The organism is Marispirochaeta aestuarii (assembly GCF_002087085.1).
In the GTDB taxonomy this organism is placed as follows: domain Bacteria; phylum Spirochaetota; class Spirochaetia; order JC444; family Marispirochaetaceae; genus Marispirochaeta; species Marispirochaeta aestuarii.
Genome location: NZ_MWQY01000008.1, coordinates 39,851 through 59,564, shown reverse-complemented (window position 1 = coordinate 59,564; position 19,714 = coordinate 39,851). Strand labels below are relative to the sequence as shown.

At 54.3% G+C, this 19,714-nt stretch carries 18 protein-coding genes; 7 read left to right on the top strand and 11 right to left on the bottom strand.

Going from position 1 to position 19,714, the window contains the following annotated elements:
• Positions 1 to 3 precede the first annotated feature (3 nt).
• Together B4O97_RS08280 and B4O97_RS08275 are read right to left on the bottom strand one after the other, a co-directional pair.
• Positions 4 to 1,017, bottom strand: a complete 1,014-nt coding sequence (locus B4O97_RS08280) for an AAA family ATPase (RefSeq protein ID WP_083049924.1) — start codon at positions 1,015 to 1,017, stop codon at positions 4 to 6.
• 102 nt (positions 1,018 to 1,119) lie between these two features.
• Positions 1,120 to 1,713, bottom strand: coding sequence for a hypothetical protein (locus B4O97_RS08275; RefSeq protein WP_083049922.1), 594 nt, complete (start codon positions 1,711 to 1,713; stop codon positions 1,120 to 1,122).
• A gap of 32 nt (positions 1,714 to 1,745) precedes the next feature.
• Between B4O97_RS08275 and B4O97_RS08270 the strand changes: the two genes are divergently transcribed.
• From B4O97_RS08270 to B4O97_RS08240, 7 genes are all read left to right on the top strand, one after another.
• Positions 1,746 to 2,474 carry a metallophosphoesterase family protein gene (locus B4O97_RS08270; protein WP_083049920.1) on the top strand — a complete coding sequence of 243 codons (729 nt, stop codon included), beginning with the start codon at positions 1,746 to 1,748 and terminating at the stop codon, positions 2,472 to 2,474.
• A gap of 155 nt (positions 2,475 to 2,629) precedes the next feature.
• Positions 2,630 to 4,237, top strand: coding sequence for an ABC transporter substrate-binding protein (locus B4O97_RS08265; protein ID WP_083049918.1), 1,608 nt, complete (start codon positions 2,630 to 2,632; stop codon positions 4,235 to 4,237).
• Between the two features lie 98 nt (positions 4,238 to 4,335).
• A complete protein-coding gene (locus B4O97_RS08260; protein WP_083049916.1) occupies positions 4,336 to 5,352 on the top strand; it encodes an ABC transporter permease in 1,017 nt (338 codons plus the stop codon).
• A gap of 9 nt (positions 5,353 to 5,361) precedes the next feature.
• The gene (locus B4O97_RS08255; protein ID WP_083049914.1) at positions 5,362 to 6,252 is read left to right on the top strand and encodes an ABC transporter permease; all 891 of its coding nucleotides are present in this window, start codon (positions 5,362 to 5,364) and stop codon (positions 6,250 to 6,252) included.
• Positions 6,253 to 6,266: 14 nt separating this feature from the next.
• Complete coding sequence (locus tag B4O97_RS08250) at positions 6,267 to 7,304, top strand: ABC transporter ATP-binding protein (protein WP_083049912.1); 1,038 nt, start codon at positions 6,267 to 6,269, stop codon at positions 7,302 to 7,304.
• On the top strand, positions 7,301 to 8,272 hold the full coding sequence (locus B4O97_RS08245) for an ABC transporter ATP-binding protein (protein WP_083049910.1): 972 nt from the start codon (positions 7,301 to 7,303) through the stop codon (positions 8,270 to 8,272). The genes B4O97_RS08250 and B4O97_RS08245 overlap by 4 nt, the downstream gene beginning before the upstream one ends.
• A gap of 53 nt (positions 8,273 to 8,325) precedes the next feature.
• Complete coding sequence (locus B4O97_RS08240) at positions 8,326 to 10,797, top strand: Crp/Fnr family transcriptional regulator (protein ID WP_083049908.1); 2,472 nt, start codon at positions 8,326 to 8,328, stop codon at positions 10,795 to 10,797.
• A gap of 25 nt (positions 10,798 to 10,822) precedes the next feature.
• On the opposite strand, the gene B4O97_RS08235 is transcribed toward B4O97_RS08240, so the two are convergent.
• From B4O97_RS08235 to B4O97_RS08195, 9 genes are all read right to left on the bottom strand, one after another.
• Positions 10,823 to 11,308 carry a YchJ family protein gene (locus B4O97_RS08235; protein ID WP_083049907.1) on the bottom strand — a complete coding sequence of 162 codons (486 nt, stop codon included), beginning with the start codon at positions 11,306 to 11,308 and terminating at the stop codon, positions 10,823 to 10,825.
• Between the two features lie 92 nt (positions 11,309 to 11,400).
• A complete protein-coding gene (locus tag B4O97_RS08230) occupies positions 11,401 to 13,125 on the bottom strand; it encodes a histidine kinase dimerization/phosphoacceptor domain -containing protein (RefSeq protein ID WP_083049905.1) in 1,725 nt (574 codons plus the stop codon).
• 31 nt (positions 13,126 to 13,156) lie between these two features.
• On the bottom strand, positions 13,157 to 13,546 hold the full coding sequence (locus B4O97_RS08225) for a hypothetical protein (protein ID WP_083049903.1): 390 nt from the start codon (positions 13,544 to 13,546) through the stop codon (positions 13,157 to 13,159).
• Between the two features lie 3 nt (positions 13,547 to 13,549).
• Positions 13,550 to 14,833: a DUF1576 domain-containing protein gene (locus B4O97_RS08220; RefSeq protein ID WP_233142992.1), complete on the bottom strand. Its 1,284-nt coding sequence runs from the start codon at positions 14,831 to 14,833 to the stop codon at positions 13,550 to 13,552.
• A 124-nt stretch (positions 14,834 to 14,957) separates the two neighbouring features.
• The gene (gene dps / locus B4O97_RS08215; protein ID WP_083049902.1) at positions 14,958 to 15,509 is read right to left on the bottom strand and encodes a DNA protection during starvation protein; all 552 of its coding nucleotides are present in this window, start codon (positions 15,507 to 15,509) and stop codon (positions 14,958 to 14,960) included.
• Positions 15,510 to 15,596: 87 nt separating this feature from the next.
• Positions 15,597 to 15,995 (bottom strand): Fur family transcriptional regulator, encoded by a 399-nt coding sequence (locus B4O97_RS08210; protein ID WP_083049901.1) that lies wholly within the window; start codon positions 15,993 to 15,995, stop codon positions 15,597 to 15,599.
• A 71-nt stretch (positions 15,996 to 16,066) separates the two neighbouring features.
• On the bottom strand, positions 16,067 to 17,488 hold the full coding sequence (locus tag B4O97_RS08205; protein WP_083049899.1) for a DUF4129 domain-containing protein: 1,422 nt from the start codon (positions 17,486 to 17,488) through the stop codon (positions 16,067 to 16,069).
• Positions 17,478 to 18,692 carry a DUF58 domain-containing protein gene (locus tag B4O97_RS08200; RefSeq protein WP_083049896.1) on the bottom strand — a complete coding sequence of 405 codons (1,215 nt, stop codon included), beginning with the start codon at positions 18,690 to 18,692 and terminating at the stop codon, positions 17,478 to 17,480. Before B4O97_RS08200 ends, B4O97_RS08205 begins: the two co-directional genes overlap by 11 nt.
• Positions 18,693 to 18,698: 6 nt before the next feature.
• Positions 18,699 to 19,634, bottom strand: coding sequence for an AAA family ATPase (locus tag B4O97_RS08195; RefSeq protein ID WP_233142990.1), 936 nt, complete (start codon positions 19,632 to 19,634; stop codon positions 18,699 to 18,701).
• Positions 19,635 to 19,714: the final 80 nt, after the last annotated feature.

Genomic DNA, 19,714 nt, shown 5'->3' with positions numbered 1-19,714 from the left:
TCCTTACAGTCTCCTTCGCCGCGGATCGACGGGTACGGAGTTCAGTATCTCCTTCAGAACACCATCCCTGGGACGCTCCGGATCGTGAAGGCTGATGCGGTGAGCCACCGCGGGAATAAAGATCTCCTTGATGGTATCCAGGGTCGCATAGTCCCGGCCCCGGATAAGACAGAGGGCCCGGGCAAGACGGGAGAGCTTTACTCCGGTTCTTGGAGAGGCGGGAATGGAGACCTCCGGATGGTTCCGGGTGGCCCGGACCAGGGCGACTATATAGTCGATGACATCATCGTGGATTGCCACCTCGTCCACCATGGCCTGCCAGCGGAGAAGATCGGTGGATGCCGTGGTGGGTTTAAAACGTTCCCAGCCGTCGGTGCGGCCATGCTGACGGATAATGGCGGCCTCGTCCTCTTCACTGGGGAAGCCCAGGGACAACTGGATCATGAAGCGGTCAAGCTGCGGTGCGGGGAGGGGAAAAAGATGGGCCCCTTTAAGGTTCATGGTGGCGATTATGAAGAAGGGCGCCGGCAGGGGATAGGTTCTGCCTTCGATGGAGACCATCTGCTCCTCCATGGCCTGGAAAAAAGAGCCCTGGGTCTTGGGGGTCAGCAGGTTGATCTCGTCACAGAGCACAAAATGGGCGAAAATGGGTCCCTTGTTGAAAACAACCTCGTTTTCCGGACCGGATAGCCGGGAGTAGCCGATTATATCCTGGGGAAGAAGGTCGACGGTGGACTGGATCCGCGAGAAGGGGTCCATGGCGATCTCTTCGGCGGCTACGGTTTCCGCCTTCCAGATTATCGATCCCGCCAGAGCCCGGGCCAGGGAGGTTTTTCCTACGCCGTGGGAATCCGCGAGAATGACGTGGCCCCCGGCAACCTTGGCTGCCAGTAGGTATTCGAGCTTTATTCTGTCCATAAAGATTACGGACCTGATATTATCGACCAGGGAGTTTATCTCTTCCGGAACAAGGGCCAGCGTCTCTCCTGTGGAGGAGACGGAATAATTCATGCTCATGCTGCTACCGTCCGTTCATACGCGGGAAAATTGGGAATCGTCGATTCCTTCAGACAAATATAAAACAAAGATAATCATAAATAAAGGTGAGTACCCGGAGAATCAGGGCAGTTTTTTCAGCTGCCTGATGAAAAACAGGGTATTTTCGTTTACAAGCTGCTGCAGCTTTTCAAAGGACTCCTTCATTTCCGAATCCGCGCCGGACAGTACCAGTGTATTCTGCCGCCACCGGTACCACAGATAGTGCCGCCGCATGGATTCACTGATTCGCGCATTTTTCAGGCGGCTCTCCAGAATCCTGTCCAGTTCGATATGGTTTTCCGACCCCGTCAGATAATAGAGACTGTCCTTCGCGATGAACAGAACCATCCGCCGGAAACCCTCTGCAATGGCATCGTCGTGCCGGAAACCTTCGAATTTGATCTCGTAGGCTCCCAGGCGGATGTCGTATCCCATTTTGCGCAGGGTTTTCCGGAAGGCGATGATCTGCGAGCGTACCTCGTTGACCACTTCCGGGTTTCTGCGGCCGTTTTCCAGGCTGTGACGCCATTTACGAAGGGTGTTCTCATAACGCTGGAACACCTTTCCCGATGGAAGGGAGGACAGATAGATGGTTGTATCCGAGAGGAGCCGCCAGGCGGAGGCGAAATGCTCCGCGAGCCCATTTACTATTCTGTCAACTTTATCTCTTGCCATTCTGTTTCCTTCGCACCATAGTAATATACAGCATGCGATACCTGGTTATCTCCGACATTCACGCAAATTTACCGGCCCTTAAGGCGGTACTGGGAGATGCGGCGGGAGACTGGGACAGAATACTCTGCCTGGGGGACATCGTCGGTTACGGTCCCTTCCCCAACGAATGTGCAGAGGAACTCTCCCGCCTTCCGGTAACCGCGGTACCCGGAAACCATGACTGGGCCTCCATCGGCCGTTTCGACCTGGACTACTTCAATATACATGCCCGGGCTGCGCTGATCTGGACCCGGGAACAGCTGAACTCCGGCTCAAGGGAATACCTTTCCCGTCTGAAACCCCTCGTGCAGGAAGATACCTTTACCCTCTTTCACGGGGCCCTTACCGACCCCATTACCCATTATATTCTCGATTCCCTGGACGCGGAAGAGAACTTTTCCCTGCTGAAGACGCCTCTGGGACTTTTTGGCCACAGCCATCTGCGTTTTTACTTCAGTCGGGGACCGGACGGACAGGTCGTGCGTCATTCCCTCCGTGAAAGGAATGATCTGGATCTCCTGCACCGACAGAGCCTGCTTAACCCCGGCAGCACCGGGCAGCCCCGGGAAGGCGATCCCCGGGCCGCTTACGGGATACTGGACACTGATAAAGGGCTCTGGTTTCTTCGGCGGGTGGAGTATGATATTCCTGCGGTTCAGAAGCGTATGCGGGAGTGCAATCTTCCTGATTATCTTGTCCGGCGCCTCGGTGAAGGACGCTAGCCGGCATTTTGAACTGTTTTTTTGGCCAAGCGGCCGATTAGAACAGTAAATATACTTGACATAATATATCAGTATGATAATTTTTTTAGATGGCTCTAAGCTAAAGACATTGTATATGTCTAAAATCTGTTTCAAGTAAAAAGAGGAGTACTCTGATGAAGCGAAGCATTATGTTTCTATCCGTCGCTTTAGTTCTTCTGCTTGCTGTGCCCATGGCATTTGCCGGTGGTGAACAGGAAGCTGCATCCAGCGCAGGCGGCGACGGAAAAATGGGCGGGACCCTGGTTTTTGCCCGTTCCGGCGACTCTGTAGGACTCGATCCTGCCCGGGAAACCGACGGTGAATCCTTTTACGGCGCCACCGCTGTATTTGACAACCTGGTGGAGTTTGTCCCCGGAAAAACCGAGGTTCGGCCTGCCCTGGCGGAAAGCTGGGAAGTTGCGGACGACAATCTGTCGGTTACCTTTAATCTGCGCAAAGGCGTAAAGTTCCACGACGGGACCGATTTTACCGCCGATGCAGTCGTATTTACCTTCGAACGCCAGTTCAAGGAAGATCATCCCTACTATGATCTGGGACCCTGGAAGTACTGGGGTTACATGGACATGAGTAACATCGTCGATGCGGTTGTTGCTGTGGATGATTACACCGTACGCTTTGACCTGAAAAAACCGGAAGCCCCCTTCCTCGCCAACCTGGCCATGGATTTCGCAGGCATCGTATCCCCCGCCGCTGTTGAAAAACTCGGGGAAGACTTCAAAAACAATCCCGTGGGAACCGGTCCCTTCAAGTTCGTCGAGTGGCGCAAGGACGATGCCATCATCTTCGAGCGCAACGAGGGCTACTGGGCGGACGATGTCTACCTGGATCGTCTTATCCTCCGGGTCATTCCCGATGCAACCGCCCGCTGGCTTGCCCTGCAGAAAGGCGAAGTGGATGTAATCGACTTCCCCTCTGCCCAGGACCTGCAGGCTATGAAGAACGATCCCAATGTCAAGGTTTTGCAGCAGGAAGGACTGAATGTCGGATATCTGGCATTCAATACCAGCAAAAAACCCTTTGACAACAAGCTTGTTCGCCAGGCCCTGAACTACGCCATCAACAAGGAAGAGATCATTACCGCAGTCTACGGTTCCGCGGGAACCCCCGCCAAGAACCCTCTGCCCCCCACCATGTGGTCCTATAACGACGACATCAAGGATTATCCCTACGATCCCGCCAAGGCAAAGCAGCTGCTGGCCCAGGCAGGCTTCCCCAACGGCTTCTCCACCCAACTCTGGGCAATGCCGGTTGCACGGCCCTACAACCCCAACGCCCGTAAGATCGCCGAGATCATGCAGGCCCAGTTCGCCGAAATCGGGGTAGACGCAGAGATCGTCTCCTACGAATGGGGAACCTACCTGGACAAGACCGACAACCTGGAGCACGACATGGCCATGCTCGGCTGGACCGGAGACAATGGTGACCCCGACAACTTCCTGTGGGTACTTCTCTCCGCACCCGCGGCTGAGCCTCCCGCCGGAAACATCGCTGCCTGGAAGAACGCCGAGTTTACCGCTCTGATCAAAGAAGCCAAGGAGACCATGGATCAGGCCCGTCGTACCGAACTGTACGAAAAGGCCCAGGTTGTCTTCAAGGAAGAGGCCCCCTGGCTTCCCATCGCTCACTCGGTTGTTTCTGTTCCCATGAAGAATAGTGTTCAGGGATTCCACATCTATCCCACGGGAAAACGTGTTTTCCGCGGTGTCTGGATCGAAAAATAACCTGACATAACTGCTAATTTTCTGTTACAATACCATGAATGGGCTCCCCCGGTTCCCCGGGGGATGCCCGTATCCTCTAATTCCAGGACACCATTTATATGGGTAAATACATTCTGAAACGCCTGGGTCTGTTGATTCCGACCCTGCTGGGCGTAATAACTTTGGTATTCTTTATGATAGCCCTATCTCCCGGTGATCCCGCCAGGGTCATGCTGGGGGAAAGGGCTTCTGCCGAGCAGCTGGCAAAGCTGCGGGCGGACATGGGGCTCGACCGGCCTCTGCACGAGCAGTACTTTTCCTATCTCGGACGAATAGCACATCTCGACCTTGGCAAATCCATTACCACCGGGAGACCCGTTGTGGAAGAGGTTCTTGAACTTTTTCCGGCAACAATGGAACTGGCTTTTTTTGCCATGTTGATTGCCTCGGTGGCGGGGATAATAATAGGAGTAATATCGGCTACCCGGCGAAACACCATGGTTGACTATGTCTCCATGGTGGGTGCGCTTTTTGGGGTCTCCATGCCGGTTTTCTGGCTCGGCCTCGTACTGATCATGATTTTCTCCGTATTCTTCGACCTTTTCCCCACCGGGGGCCGGATGAACGTTCGGTATTACATGGATACCATAACCAATTTCTATCTCATTGATTCCCTTATTGCTGTTTTTAAAACCGGAGACTGGCACTACCTGGGCTCCGCGCTGAAACACCTGATTCTTCCTTCCGTCGCCCTGGGAACCATCCCCCTGGCAATTATAGCCCGGACTACCCGGAGTTCCATGCTGGAGGTCCTCAAGCAGGACTATGTAAAGACCGCACGGGCCGCCGGAATACCTGAACGGAAGGTTGTTTACCGCTACGCGTTGAAAAATGCCCTGCTGCCGATTATTACTGTTATCGGTATCCAGTTCGGACTTCTCCTGTCGGGAGCGATCCTTACGGAGACGATTTTTGCCTGGCCGGGGATCGGCAAGTGGATCTACCATTCCATCTCCGCCAGAGATTACCCCGCGGTGCAGGGGGGTATCATTGTAATTTCCACCGTTTTCGTCCTTATCAATCTTCTGGTGGATATTCTCTATTCCGTGGTTAACCCGAAAGTACGGCTCAAGTAGGTAACAGGTATGAATGAATCTCTTGTACAGAACGGAAATATAATCGAGGTCAAGGACCCCACACCCTTTCAGGAGTCCCTGCACAACCTCAAACAGAACCGCGCCGCCGTGGCCGGTCTCGTTATAATCGCCCTTTTTCTGCTGGTGGGAATATTTGCCCCCCTCCTGTCGCCCAAAAGCCCCTATGACCAGATCATAGCCGACCGTACGCTGCCGCCCTTTTCCCCGGGATATTTTCTTGGTACCGATGACCTGGGGCGGGACATGCTGAGCCGGCTCATGTACGGCGCCCGGATCTCCATGGTTATCGGTGTTGTTTCTGTCGGTATTGCCATGGGCTTCGGGATGCTGATCGGGGTTACCTCCGGATACATCGGTGGTCTGTATGACAAGATTGTCATGCGGCTAATCGACATCATGCTGGCCTTTCCCTATATCCTCCTTACCATCGTTATTGTGGCGGTTCTGGGGCCGAGTCTGTTCAATGCCATGGTTGCCATTGGAATCAGTCAAATTCCGCGGTATGCCCGGCTTGTGCGTGCCTCTGTGCTGGCGGAAAAGGAGAACGATTATGTTACCGCCGAACGCTCCCTGGGGGCCTCCCCCTTCTCGCTGATGTTTCTCTCCATACTTCCCAATTGCCTGGCTCCGGTTTCGGTACAGGCCACCCTGGGGGTAGGCGAGGCAATCCTGAGCTCAGCGGCCCTCTCTTTTCTCGGTCTTGGTGCTCAGCCTCCCACCCCGGAATGGGGCCTCATGATTGCCAGTTCCCGGGAGTTCATAACCAACGCCTGGTGGATCGTCACGTTTCCCGGTCTTGCAACCCTTTTCGCGGTACTGGGTTTCAACCTCTTCGGCGACGGTCTGCGGGACATACTCGATCCCAAACTCAGGGATTAATACACGGACAAATTATGCAGACTACAGAAAAACAGAAAACGGACAAGCAGAACAGCGCCGACACCATGATCGATGTCAAAGGTCTTTCGGTCAACTTCTATACCCAGCGGGGTGTCGTGAAGGCTGTCAGAAACCTCTCCTTTTCCATTCCCAATGGCAAGACCCTCGCACTGGTGGGAGAGTCGGGATGCGGTAAATCGGTTACCGCCCATTCCATCAATCAGTTACTGCCCGTGCCTCCCGGAAAGATTGTCTCCGGTGAGATCTGGTTCAAGGGCGAGGACCTTCTGAAAAAGAGTGAGAAGGAGATGCAGAAAATCAGGGGAGAGAAGATCTCCATGATTTTTCAGGAGCCCATGACCTCCCTGAACCCTGTATTCTCCGTGGGAAAACAGATCGCGGATGTCTTCCTGACCCACCATGCCTTGAGTAAAGCGGAGGCCTGGGAGCGGGCGGTTGAGCTCCTGAACCTGGTAAAGATTCCCAGCCCCGCGAAACGGGCCGAGAGCTATCCTCACCAGCTTTCCGGGGGCATGCGGCAGCGGGCGATGATTGCCATGGCCCTTGCCAGTCCCGATCCTGGTCTGATGATTGCCGATGAGCCTACAACGGCCCTGGATGTCACCATTCAGGCCCAGATACTGGATCTTATGGTCTCCCTGCAGCAGCGTATCGGCATGTCCCTGCTGCTGATAACCCACGATATGGGTGTCGTCGCCGAGACCGCGGACCATGTGGTGGTAATGTACGCCGGGCGCAAGGTCGAGGAAGGAGACGTATTCTCCCTTTTCCGGGAGCCCAGCCACCCCTATACCCTGGGACTTATGAACTCCCTTCCCTCCAACGAAAAGTACCGCGGTGCTGTACGACTGGAGGCGATCCCCGGGACGGTTCCGGATCTTCTGAGCATCGGTGAAGGCTGTCCCTTCATGAACCGCTGCCGTTATGCCACGGAAATCTGCGGCAAAGAGTTCCCCGACGAGACCAGGCTTTCTGAGGATCACTCAGCCTGGTGTCACAATCTTTCTGCAGTCAAGGAGAGCAAAGAATGAGCGGCGATACAGTACTTAATGCTGACAGGCTGCATACTGTTTTTGAAGTTAAAAGCCAGCACCAGGAAAAGGCCCTTCTGCGTGCTGTAAACGATGTCAGTCTGACCATCAGCGAAGGTGATGTTCTGGGAGTCGTGGGAGAGTCGGGCTGCGGCAAGTCGACCCTGGGCCGGACTATTCTTCGTCTTGAAGAGAAGGCCGCGGGGGATGTCCTGTACCGGGGAACGGATATATTCTCCCTTCACCATAAGGAGATGAAGCAGTACCGGAAGAAGATGCAGATGATCTTTCAGGACCCCTCATCCTCCCTGAATCCCCGAAAAAAGGTAATCTCCCTGCTGAAACAGCCCTATAAAATTCATAAAACAGGAAGCGATGCGGAGATCCAGGAAAGGGTGGAGAGCCTGATGCAGGAGGTGGGGCTTAACCCCAGGCATCAGCGTCGCTTTCCCCATCAGTTTTCCGGCGGGCAGCGTCAGCGTATCGGTATAGCCCGGGCCCTTGCCCTGAATCCGGAGTTCATTGTCTGCGACGAAGCGGTCAGTGCTCTGGATGTTTCCGTCCAGGCCCAGATACTGAACCTTCTTCTGGACCTGCAGCAGAAACACAAGCTTACCTATATGTTCATCTCCCATGACCTTTCGGTGGTTGAGTTTATCTCCACCCGGATCATGGTTATGTACCTGGGGAAAATCGTTGAACTGGCGGATAAGGTGGAGCTGATGGCCAATCCCCTGCATCCCTACACCAAGACTCTTTTTGCCGCCTATCCGGTAAATGATCCAGCCAAAAGGGATCAGAAAAAACGGGTAGTCATGGGGGATGTGCCTTCTCCGATAAATCCACCCTCGGGCTGCCACTTTCATCCCCGCTGTCCCTACAAGATGCCGATCTGCGAGGAGAAATACCCGGAGATTACCGAAGCAGCCCCGGGCCACCAGGTTGCCTGTCACCTCTTCAATAAGTAGGCGGCATTCCGGCTATTGTATTTGTTTCCAAGGCCTACTACCATAGGCTGTATATGGAGCGACTTGACTTAAGCGAAGAGATAAAACGGAAAAAGGTTGCGGCGGGGACGATCCTGATACTTCAGGGAGAAACCGCCAAGGCCATGAGCATGCTTCACTCGGGTCTGGCGGAGGTCCTCTCCTGTTCCCGCAGTGGAGGGGACCTGCCCCCGGACCCTGAGGAGCTTATAGACAGCAGTATTCGGGTGGGACTGATCAAGGGGGAGTCCATATTCGGTATCCTCGGCATCAGGGAAGAAGGTCCCTATGAGACCTCCATTCGGGCTGTTACCGACTGTATTGTCACCATTATTCCGGTTAAACACGAAAAAATCATCCATCTTCTCCAGTCCAGAATCTCGCTGAATCTGCAGGTGCTGCGTGCCCTCGCCCAGCGCATAGAATCGGCGGTCTTTCTGCATAAAAATTATAAGTATCTCTGGCACAAATTTGCCTCCATAGCCGATACCCTGGCCCTGGCCGGGGATTTTCCGGAGGACAGCGGTCCGGCAGAACTCCCCTGCACTAGGGAGAATGCAGATCTGGCGGAATATGCCGCCTGTCTCCGGAAGAGGATAAATGCCGCCGAGGGGCTTCAGGCGCCTGATCCCTGGGACCATAATCTCTTTCTTGGCCGTCTGCAGCAGGCTATGGGTCTGTACGAGGAACAGGACGCCCGGGTTGTGGAGAACATGATCGATTATCAGCAGCTCATTTTTCTGAAGCGGCTGGTCCAGAAACCCGATGAGATTCTGATCTCCCTCTTTAAAAAGGATGAACCCCTCAATTTCTATATTTTCCAGTTTCTGAGCAAGGCCCTCGAAACAATGGTTCATGAGAACCTTCACCTGGTTACGGAGATTGATGATCTTATCCGGAGACTCTTTCTTGAGGACGGCTGGATTGACCAGACCCTTGAACGCCAGCCGGCGGAGAGTGAAAAGGCCGGGATTTTCAACCATTACCTGGGACGCTTCTGCTGGCGTTGTCGTCAGGATGCCAGAAAACTGCTGGGGGTCGATCTTGCCAGGGAATTTCCGGTTTATTCCAGCCTTGGACAGTACCAGGACCTCGAGCTCGAGGGGAAAGGCCGGAGAACCTCTAAAAGCGGAGAGAAGGATGGGGCGTCAGGTCTCGCAAAGTACGCCAATCTCCTTGACCGGATCCTGGAGTTTTCGGATATGGACAGTGATTTTTCCGAAAGCTTCAGGGAGAATATGCGCAGCTTCGGAGGGGCTCAGGATAAATTCGGCAGCGGCCTCAGGGACCTGCGGGAAACCCTCAGCGGGCAGTACTGGCAGCTCTATGAAAAATGTTTTCTAAAAATCATCGACACGGATTTAAAGGGCTTTATTCCGGGTATCATGCTTCATTTCGGTCTTGTGGATGAGACGCTTCTGAGCCGGGAGGATCTCGCCACTATAGACGATGCCTATTCACGGGTACTCTATGCGGATGAGCAGATTCCGGTCATGACCCTGCCCTATTTTCTTGAAAAAATTTACCGGTCTGAAATTCTGCCCTCCATCACCGAGATGGGGCAATCCTTTCGGGAAGTTCTGAAACGCCAGGCGAAAATGACCAAAGCCCAGAAGAGTTCCGTCTATATGTACAAGGATACGGCGGAGGACCGGGTGCGTTTTGAACTGCATAATGTGGTCTCCCAGACCGGCGGCCTGCTTTCGGGAGCACGACAGCGCTCCGTTCCTTTTCTGTGCAGTGAAGCCTTTGTGGGATCCGCGGAACGAATGCTGATTGAACCGGAGACCCTGGGAGAAGGGGTGAACAGTTATCGGGAACGGGATTTTTCCGTGTTCTACCGGGAGGTTGTTCTGCACCACAAGTTCGGTAACGATCTGGTGTTCAAGGAGCTTCTGCCGAATTTTGTACTGTATCCCGTAAGCGGCTCCCGGGCCATGATGTGGCAGGAGCTGGACGGTACAAAACGTGAGAGCCCCGGGAGGATCTTTGTACCCCTCTTCTTTACGGAGAGTCTTGATGAGGCCATCCCCACCGTGCTGGCCCAGTTCCGCTGGGAACTGCAGAAGACCATGGCCGGGGTCAAATGGACCGACCCCATCGAAGGGGGAATTGTCGGCGCCTACTACGATTATATCAATTTCTATCGGAGGAATCCCAAACTCACCCCGGAGGCCAAGGAAAAACTCAGAGAGTTTATTCAGAAAACCCGGTCGGACCGGGATCGCTTTACCAGTGATTACCTTACCTGGGTCAACTACGAGTTCGAGGGACGGCTGAGAATGAATCCGGCGGTCAGGGAGATCTTCTACCGCTATGCTCCCTTTCCCGAGGAGCATCGAAAAGAGATGGCCAGGAAGCCCCTGTTTACCGACATGGAGACAAAGTATCAGAACCGGATCCGGAAAGAGCTGCTCCGTCTGGAATCGCGAAAGAAACGCTTCGAAAAAGCCGGTGTAAAGATCCCTGAGGAGATCGAAAATTACATCAGCTTTCTGAACAGATAGGGAGCAGTTCCTTTCCGCTGCAAGGCTAACTGCCGCAGCATTTTTTATATTTTTTCCCACTGCCGCAGGGACAGGGATCGTTGCGGCCGACCTTGGGTTCCTCCCGGACTACCGTAAGGGAAGGTTTATGTCCGTCGTGAAAGAACCAGGTGCCCCCACGCCTGATGAAGATGCTCTCTTCGTGGTGCAGGACCTCTTCCCCGTTCTGCCTGTAGCGGGCCTCGAACTCGACTATTCCCCTGTCATCCTTTTTGCCGCCGGCTTCGGTTCGCAGAATCTTCAACCCGAGCCATTCTGATTCACCGGCCCAGCGGCCGGTTGCCTCGAGATCCAGGGAATCCCTGGTTTCCGGGTCGTGGCTCGACTCAATATAGGCTGTTTTGTTGAGGGTGTAGGCTGTATAGCGCGAACGCATCAGCGCCTCGGCAGTGGGGGCATCGGCAGCACCGGTAAGGTACGGTTCACAGCAGGCGGAAAAACTTTTTCCGCTGCCGCATGGACATTGAGACATCTCGGAACTCCTGAAAACTGGATATCAGGAAGGATACTAGTTATTTGCCGGTGATGCTATAGGTAAACATGCGACAGGTCCCCGGGGAAAGCTTAAACTCTCTGCAGCGGAAAGCTGAGCTCTACAACGGCTCCCTCCCGGGATGAGAACGAGACCTTCCCGCCGATCTGTTCCGACAGGGTGCTGACAAGAAGCATTCCGAGATTTGTGGGATTGTTCTCTTCCCGGGGTTCCGGAAAACCCGGTCCGTGGTCCCGAACGGTCAGAGTCGCGTTTCCCGCATCAGAACCCATTGCAATGTTTACCCGGGCAACCCCGTCGGGAGATTTCCCGTATTTTGCGCAGTTGGTAAGCAGCTCATTTACGATCAGAGCCAGGGGGACGGCCTCTTCCAGGGTCAGGACCAGCTGTTCAGCCTGAACATCGATTACGAGTCCGGCGTAGAGGTTCCTGGTTACGGATCCAAGGCGCTCGAGGAAATCTTCCATATTGATTTCCGCAATGGTCTCGGACTGGTACATCATTTCATGGACCGTGGACATGGCCATTATTCTGTTTTCCAGCTGAAGGGAAAAGTCCTCGATGCTGCTGCTGTTCTGCTGCTCCAGGTGCAGAAGGCTCAGAATCAGCTGCATGTTGTTTTTTACCCGGTGGTGGACCTCTTTCAGGAGGGTCTCCCGCTCGGCAAGGGCCTCCGACAGAATCCGCTCCGCCTTGTCCCGTTCGAAATTCCTCTCTTCAAGGCTGTTGGCCATGTTATCGATGGCTTCGGCGACCTGCCCCACTTCGGATTCGGAATCAACGATTCCCGTGCGTGCGGAGAGGTCTCCTTCCCGGATCTGCTTAACCGTCAGAATGAGGCTCTTCAGTTTTCTGCCCAGGCTTATATGCCCAAGTACCGAGGATATTATGATACTCAGCAGAGCCGCCGCCGCAATCAGTATAATGTTTCGGTAGAGGATACTGAGGGAGGGACGGGTCGCATTCCTTTCCGGTATCCCAAGTACGATGTACAGGTAGGGGTCGCTCTCCGGAGAGAGCCTGATTTTCCGGTAAGCATAGAAGCGCCGTATACCGTCGGACCCGGTATCGACGAGGGTTCCTGAGTCGGCTGTGTTCTGCATACCCTGCCAGACGGATTGCTTTATGGGTTTTCCAACCGGATTGGTCTTCTTCCTTGGATGAAAAAAGATCCGGATACCCTGGAAATCGGTAATCCCGAGAATGGTCTCCTCCGGCAGCTCGAGACGGTCAAAGATGGTCCGGTAGACACTCAGCCGGTAAACGGCGTTAAGCACCCCGATGATTTCTCCCTCTCTGCTCCTCAGGGGCAGGGCAAAGGGAAAGGATTGCTCCTGGTCCACGTAGGCAATTATAAACTCTCCGGCGACAAAACCCTTCCCCGCAAGGGCTTCCCTGATATGTCGCCGCTGGGAGAGGTCGATTCCGGTTTCCAGATTCGGGGAAGCGGAGGCCCTGACTCTGCCCCGTGTGTCCACGGTGGAGATATTAACAAACTCCGGATTCTTCTTGAGCAGATCGCCGATGACCATGTTCTGGGTTTCGTAATCTCCGTCGGTAAAGGATGGCAGAATCGACAGGGTCATCAGGGTCTGATAAACGGACTGGGAAATGACTCTCTGAACCATGGACAGGGTTTCCACCTGCCGAAAGGCCTCATCCCTGACGGATTCTTCCAGGGAGGAACCGTGTTCAACTCCGGTCCATATTATAATCACCAGGGCAGGTACCAGGGAGAGGACCACGATTACGGAGAACAGGGTCTTAAAGGACGAGAAATGGAACTTTTTCAACATAAGATTCTCTACAACTCAAAGCCGTGCCTGATTACTGCTTAGTGTTTCCCAGGGTGAACTTTTCCGGATCAAAACGATCGCCCCCCAGCCATAGATCGATCTGGGTTCCGCTGCCGGTATCGCTGACGGTGGCGGCTTTTATCTGCCAGCCTACCAGATCCAGGCGTGCCTCTCCAAGCATATCGTATCCTGCCATGGAACCGTAATACCCGGCCAGTTCAGGCCGTTCCTGGTGCTCCAGGGACTTCCGTATGGATTGGAGTTCCTCCGCATTCCGGGTCCGGTCATCAAAGATCGCCAGATGCAGACCGTCTTTTTCCTGATGGAGGGATATGACCATTCTGGAGGGATCGGCGTCCAGGACAAAATGGGCAACCTCGCTTATAAGATGCAGGATGAACTCGGTGCGCTTGTGTTTCATTGCTTATCTTCTCCTTCTGTAGGACGGTTCTGTCCTGCTGTTCTCGCGGCTGGTTCTGAACCACTCGATCACCGCAACCATCAGGGTCGCTGTCAGACCGCCGGCGAAGCCGTTGTTGTAGAGATTGATCCCGAGATGCCAGGCCCCGGTTCTTTCCACCATGACCAGGTGCAGGAAACCGGCGATAACACCTGCCATCCAGCCGAATTCGCCTGCCACAGGGGCCAGGGTCAGGCAGAAGAGGGCTGCCAGAAGAGGTCCGGGGGCGGCCAGGTCCTTACCGAATACAAGGCAGGCTGCGACTACCCCGGCGACAAGGGGCCAGCTGTTTTTCGGATGCTTTCCGAAGGCGGCAAAGCCCAGGGCGGTAAATATCCCTCCCAGAACCGGACCGTTCACATCGCCTCCTACCAGCAGTACATAGCTCCAGGTCAGCAGACCGATTATACCCATATTTATCAGGCTGCCACTTATGGAGGTGGAACTCATAAAATCCGACGGCAGACGTCCGGGGAGGGTCAGAATCTTTATAAAATCCCCGAGGTTTTGTTTAGCCTTCCCCAGGAGTCCGAAAATCAGTAAAACAGCGGAGGTTACGGGAACCAGATAGATCAGCAGTCCGGAAGGCGCGGAGTTCCAGACCAGGGAAGTATTCAGAGCCCTGCCGGAGGCTGTAAGGACAGCGGCACCGAATATTGCGATAAACCCGCCGGTAAGTCCGATATTGTAGAGGCTGAAACCCTGGTGCATGCGAAGCATGATCATGGCGACAGGGGGAAGCAGGATCCCCACGGTGATACCGCCAGCCACAGCTACGGCCATGGCCGGAAGCAGGGGCAGGCCGGTTTCGAAACCCAGGCTGGTCACCAGGGGACCCAGGGTCGTACCGAAGAGGGCCATCAGGATGTACTCCCTGAAACTTTTTCCGGCGATACGCGCTGAGATGACCACACCGATTACGATGGGTAAAATATTGAAGACGGTTTTACCGAAGAGCCCGAATCCGAAAATGGTAAAAACAGCCGACAGGGTGGGGCCGGAAAGCCGGACCCGGTTTATTCGGACCAGCAGCAGTCCAAGGGCTGCGATAACGGCAGCATTCACCAGGGCGGCGCCTTCCCCGCCCACCAGGGTAAAATCGTTTAAAAGGCGTGCCGGGTGTACCTGTATCTTAAGCAGCCCGGCGCCGACTGAGGCCGGACCTTGAGTAAAAAGCCCGGCGAGGAAGAATCCAGCCAGCAGAATGTACATAAGTCCATAGAGACGCTTTTCCTCCCGTTCCAGCACGGACCTCCACTGATCAAGGAATATTTCATGGTATTTTACACTATACAGGTAGATTTGCAAGCTGCCCTGAAAGGGCCCGGAGCAGAGAATTCCCTTCTGCTGCTCCGGGCTCCGGATGCATGGCTTATTTTAGAAATTTCGAAACAAAAGGCGATGTATCTCCCCGCCGCAGAAAGTGGCCGGAGGGCCCTTCGCCCAGGAATTCCGAGAACCAGGATTCATGCTCTATTTCCTCGTTCAGAATCGCAAGGGCAAGATCATAGGTGCGGTGGTCCTTGCCGGCGGTCATGTTGCAGATTTCCGTATATCCCCGGACGGCACAGCGCTCCGCCTCCACCAGAACCTTCAGAATTTCAGTGGCATTATTCGCCTTCCCGGGCAGGCTCGCGGGGGGGCAGGCAGAGATATCATGAAACTTCTTCATGTCCCCCGGAAGTTCTCCTCCCAGCTCATAGATCCGTGGTACCAGGGCTTCGAAGTGATTTCGGTCCTCAATACGGGCGGTTTCTGCAATCTCCTTGATTCCCTCCCCTTCAAGTCCGATAAGATTAACCCTGAGAATTGTGTAGTAGTAGAATGTTGTAAGCTCGGCAGAAGCGTTTTTTACCAACAGTTTGATGAGCAGATCCAGATCTACTCCCGCTTTTTTTACCATCTCTTGTGCTACCCGTGCCATATTAGGCCTCCCTGAAAAAAAGTTTGTCAATGCCTGCGCATTGATAAATAAGAATCAGAACGATTCTTATATTTAAAGCAAAAAAACCTACTGCATGTTAGAGCAGCGGTTGCAAAGACCAAAGAATTCGATCTTATGCCGCAGAGCGGTGTAGGGGGTCCGGTCATTGACCCTGGAGTCCAGGTCGGGATCGATGGGAAGGTCGAGATCGATAATGGAACCGCAGCGATCACAGATAAAATGGTAATGGGGCGCAGTATTCGCTTCAAAACGGTCGAAGGTGCTTCCAAAGTCGATCTTTTTAATAAGGCCCTGATCCAGAAGGATGTTCAGGTTTCGGTAGATCGTACCTACACTGAGATTTGGAAACTCATCCTTCAATTGGGTGTAGAGCCAGTCGGCAGTGGGATGGTCACCGGTCTCTCGCAGCAGCTCAAGTATTCGATCACGCTGTCTGCTGCGATTATACCTGCGGTTTTTTGCTATGCTCTCCTCCTTAAGTAAAAATAGGAACGATTATTATTTTAACTCTCCCGTCAGATACTGTCAAGAAAAAACTATCTACGAAACCCCATCCTGTTTGCCAGGCGCAGAGGGAGCAGCCGGAAAGTTCCTGTCTTCCTGCGGGCACGACGGAGTTCCAGACGCTCTTCGCCGGACAGAGCTTTCTCACCATAGGTTTCGGACTCTGCGTATCTGACTATTGCACGAACGGCATCTGAAACGGGGGGAAAAGCCTTTGCCAGACGACGGCCGTACTCTCCGGCGGTTTCGTCGGTTTCTATCCTTATCCCGGAAAAACGGCCCCAGGAGATGAGTTTCCTGAAGGCGGAGGAACCTGCCGACAGGTTTCGCCTGCGGCTTTTTAAAAGGATCTCCGGGATCTTTCTGACCGCACGAAGGAGTATGCCTGTTCCCTCGGAGATTTTCTGCAGGAGAATCCGAAGGAACTCTCGAAAAGCGATTCCTTCATCCTTCTTTTTCCCGGGAGCGAAAAGATAGCCTGCAAGCCGCCAGAGAAGGTATCCGGCAATAAGGAGGGTAAGGATAGCCAGGATGCCTCCGATGCTGTAGACCAGAATCTTCTCGAAGAGCTGCATCCAGAAGCCCGGTTCCCGGGGCGGACCGGCGCTGAGCTCCTCGGCGGAAGGACCTGCGCCCGCCGTTCCAGCTGATACCGCAGATCGTCGGCCGAAAAGAAAGCGAAGGAAGGCAATAATCAGGGGCTGAAAAGGTTCCGTCCCTTTCCTGATGACCGAATATACCTCGCCGGCTGTATCCGCCATAAGAGGGTAGAGCACAACGCCGGCGGTCCCGAGAAGAATAAAGCCGACAGTAAAAAGCAGAACAAGCCCGAAGGCTGAAGTCGTGTGTATGAAATTCCGGTCCCTGTCCCGATTGCGGGCCGCATAGATTGCGAGGATGCCGAAAAGCAGATACGCGCTTACGGAGGATATGGCATGGGGATCCTCCAGGCGTATACCCATGCGAAGGAAATAAACGGCGAAAATAAGCAGTATTCCAGCATCGAAACGGGCAACCGTTCGCTTGTAATCCCCGGGCCGGGATCCCAGATGCCTGCCCCTCAGCCAGAGCAGGAGGGTCCAGCCGAGTACAAGGGCAAGGGAAAACCATTCTCCAGGTGTGGAGATCATGCTGTAAGCCCCGAAAAAACCTGCGATGCCTTTTGAAAAATGGAAGGGCAGGCCCGTAAAACTTTTCAGCATAAGGCAGAGGGATGCCGCAAGCCCGAGGGTGTGTGCAAGCAGGTCGGCGATACGGCGCTTCTTTAGTCTGCTCATCAGCAGAGAAAGGAACATGGCCCCGGTAAGGGCCAGGCCTGACGGGAGCAGGGAAATGCTGCCGCGCTCTGGAATCATGAAAAAGAGACCCGCGGCTATATACCAGCGGCAGAGATCCATGGCCGCAGTGGCAAGCAGTACCGGAAGATATGGGGAAAGTCCTGTCCTATTCGGCATGAACCACCTCCCCGGCACGATAGGCGGGAAATCCCATCCAGAATGCAGGTTCAACCAGCCCTGTGGAGGAGGAAGGGGTCATGGCAGGGTGTTCCGTCAGGCGGGAGAAAATAAAAAGTATCCTTCGCCGGCGGGGAAGAATGTCGGAAAGATTTTCGGCAATTGCCTGTGATTTGCCGGCTGCACAGTACACCAGCCCCAGGTCCCCGTGGTCCAGGACCTTGAGAAGAGGCAGGATACTTATGACCTCTCTGTAGTCGATGCGGGCTAGTATCTCGAGAAGCCGTCCCAGGTGCTCCGGACCGCGGCCGATGGGCAGAACGCCTTCTGATTCTCCTGCAAGGGCTGCATTGGTTACGAGCCCGAAGGAGGCGCCTGTCTCCATCAGAACGTAGGCCAGGGTTCCCACACTGGTAATAAGGTGTTCAATCTCCTCCGTATCTTCCAGCAGGCTGAACCCCGAAAGGTCCAGGACCAGCAGGACCTTTCGGTGAGATGTGGGCTCATAGAGTTTTTCCTGGAGTTTTCCAAGCCGGGCACTGGCTTTCCAGTGGATGTTTCTCGCCGGTCTGTTTCCGCTGTAATCCCTGGTTCCGGCGTACCAGGCCGGATCTTCCACCGGACCCTTTGAGGCATTTATGCCGAAGAACTCCTGGAAGGGGATGTTCAGGGGCTGAAACTCCCCACGCCGCGGATAGACGATAATCTCCCGTGAATCGGTTACAGTCTTGATTCTCCTGTGGAGTCCAAGAAGGTCCCCTGAAGCGATACGTATCTCTCCCAGGGGGGCCACTCCCCGTTTTCGCGCCGTCACATGCCAGATCCGTCGGCTTTTTTCGAAGGAGAGCAACCGTGTCTCTCCGTTAAGCGGCAGCTGCTTTTCATCAGCCAGAAGGGCAGGGGAGTGCAGCTCAAGTCCCGTAAAAACAGGCAGGAGCTTCCGGTTTTCGAGTTTTACGCTGAGGCTGAGCAGTTCTCCCGGGAACAGGCGGTCTGTGCTCAAATCGACTGAGACCTCCAGCCTGTACAGGGACAGGCGGCTCCAGAGTCTGGTACCGACCCCGATAATCAGTATTCCTCCCGCAGGAAGGGCCAGATTAAGGTTTTTCTGTACCAGAGCGATGAACAGAACGATACAAACAAGGCCAAGGCTGAAGCCCATGGAGAAGAAACTGGAGTAGACGGTCGATTCCTGATCGCTCATGGGATTTTATACAGGTACGGGAACCGGAACAGAGCCGAGTACCTCGCCCAGAACCGCCGCGGCGGTGGCCCCCCGGGTTCTTTCATCGTGACGCAGTATTATGCGGTGCTCGAGAACCGGACCTGCAAGCTCCTTTACATCATCCGGCAGAACGAATTCCCGTCCCCGCAGAAGGGCAAGGGCCTGGGCCGCCCGCATAATACCGATGGCTCCCCGGGGACTGACGCCGAAGCGTACCTTCCCGTGACTGCGGGTCGCGGCCACCAGATCTGCAATATACTCTCTTACCGGGGAGGAGATGGTTATCCTGCTTCGTTCCTCCTGAAGATGGGTAATGCGTTCCGGATCTATGACCGGTTCCAGGCTCTCCAGGGGATCATCCTGCTGAAAACGTTCCAGGATGAGAATCTCTTCGTCCCTGGAGGGATATCCCAGATCTATACGCATGAGAAAACGGTCCAGCTGAGCTTCCGGAAGCGGGAAGGTCCCGTCCATTTCTATGGGATTCTGGGTGGCAATAACAAAAAAGGGCCTCGGCAGCTGCAGGGTCCTGCCATCCACCGTGACCTGAAACTCCCCCATACTCTCCAGAAGACTCGACTGGGTCCGGGGAATTGTCCGGTTGATTTCGTCCGCCAGGAGTACGTTGCACATTATCGGGCCGGGATGAAAAACAAAATCGCCGCTTTTCTGATCGTATACCGAGAATCCGGTAATGTCCGCAGGCAGCAGGTCCGGAGTAAACTGGATCCGTCTGAACCTGCCGTCTATACTCCTGGCCAGGGATTTGGCCATAAGGGTTTTTCCCAGGCCCGGTACATCTTCGAGAAGTACATGTCCTTCCGCTATAAGGGCGACAGTCAATAATTCCATGGCGCGCTGTTTGCCGACAACAACCTTTGCGGTATTTTCGGCCAGCAGGGCGCACTCGTTCTTAGTCACAGGGGCTCCTTGGATTGTCATATGGGAGCTCAAGTATCGGAATAATGCATAAAAGTTTCAATCCCCGGGGATAATTCGAT

Bases quoted from the DNA above. Each gene is read 5' to 3' on its own strand.
- B4O97_RS08230 (WP_083049905.1), bottom strand. From the start codon at position 13,125: ATGTTGAAAAAGTTCCATTTCTCGTCCTTTAAGACCCTGTTCTCCGTA.
- B4O97_RS08275 (WP_083049922.1), bottom strand. From the start codon at position 1,713: ATGGCAAGAGATAAAGTTGACAGAATAGTAAATGGGCTCGCGGAGCAT.
- B4O97_RS08280 (WP_083049924.1), bottom strand. From the start codon at position 1,017: ATGAGCATGAATTATTCCGTCTCCTCCACAGGAGAGACGCTGGCCCTT.
- B4O97_RS08250 (WP_083049912.1), top strand. From the start codon at position 6,267: ATGCAGACTACAGAAAAACAGAAAACGGACAAGCAGAACAGCGCCGAC.
- B4O97_RS08260 (WP_083049916.1), top strand. From the start codon at position 4,336: ATGGGTAAATACATTCTGAAACGCCTGGGTCTGTTGATTCCGACCCTG.
- B4O97_RS08225 (WP_083049903.1), bottom strand. From the start codon at position 13,546: ATGAAACACAAGCGCACCGAGTTCATCCTGCATCTTATAAGCGAGGTT.
- B4O97_RS08235 (WP_083049907.1), bottom strand. From the start codon at position 11,308: ATGTCTCAATGTCCATGCGGCAGCGGAAAAAGTTTTTCCGCCTGCTGT.
- B4O97_RS08240 (WP_083049908.1), top strand. From the start codon at position 8,326: ATGGAGCGACTTGACTTAAGCGAAGAGATAAAACGGAAAAAGGTTGCG.
- B4O97_RS08245 (WP_083049910.1), top strand. From the start codon at position 7,301: ATGAGCGGCGATACAGTACTTAATGCTGACAGGCTGCATACTGTTTTT.
- B4O97_RS08270 (WP_083049920.1), top strand. From the start codon at position 1,746: ATGCGATACCTGGTTATCTCCGACATTCACGCAAATTTACCGGCCCTT.
- B4O97_RS08205 (WP_083049899.1), bottom strand. From the start codon at position 17,488: ATGCCGAATAGGACAGGACTTTCCCCATATCTTCCGGTACTGCTTGCC.
- B4O97_RS08255 (WP_083049914.1), top strand. From the start codon at position 5,362: ATGAATGAATCTCTTGTACAGAACGGAAATATAATCGAGGTCAAGGAC.
- B4O97_RS08265 (WP_083049918.1), top strand. From the start codon at position 2,630: ATGAAGCGAAGCATTATGTTTCTATCCGTCGCTTTAGTTCTTCTGCTT.
- dps (WP_083049902.1), bottom strand. From the start codon at position 15,509: ATGGCACGGGTAGCACAAGAGATGGTAAAAAAAGCGGGAGTAGATCTG.
- B4O97_RS08200 (WP_083049896.1), bottom strand. From the start codon at position 18,692: ATGAGCGATCAGGAATCGACCGTCTACTCCAGTTTCTTCTCCATGGGC.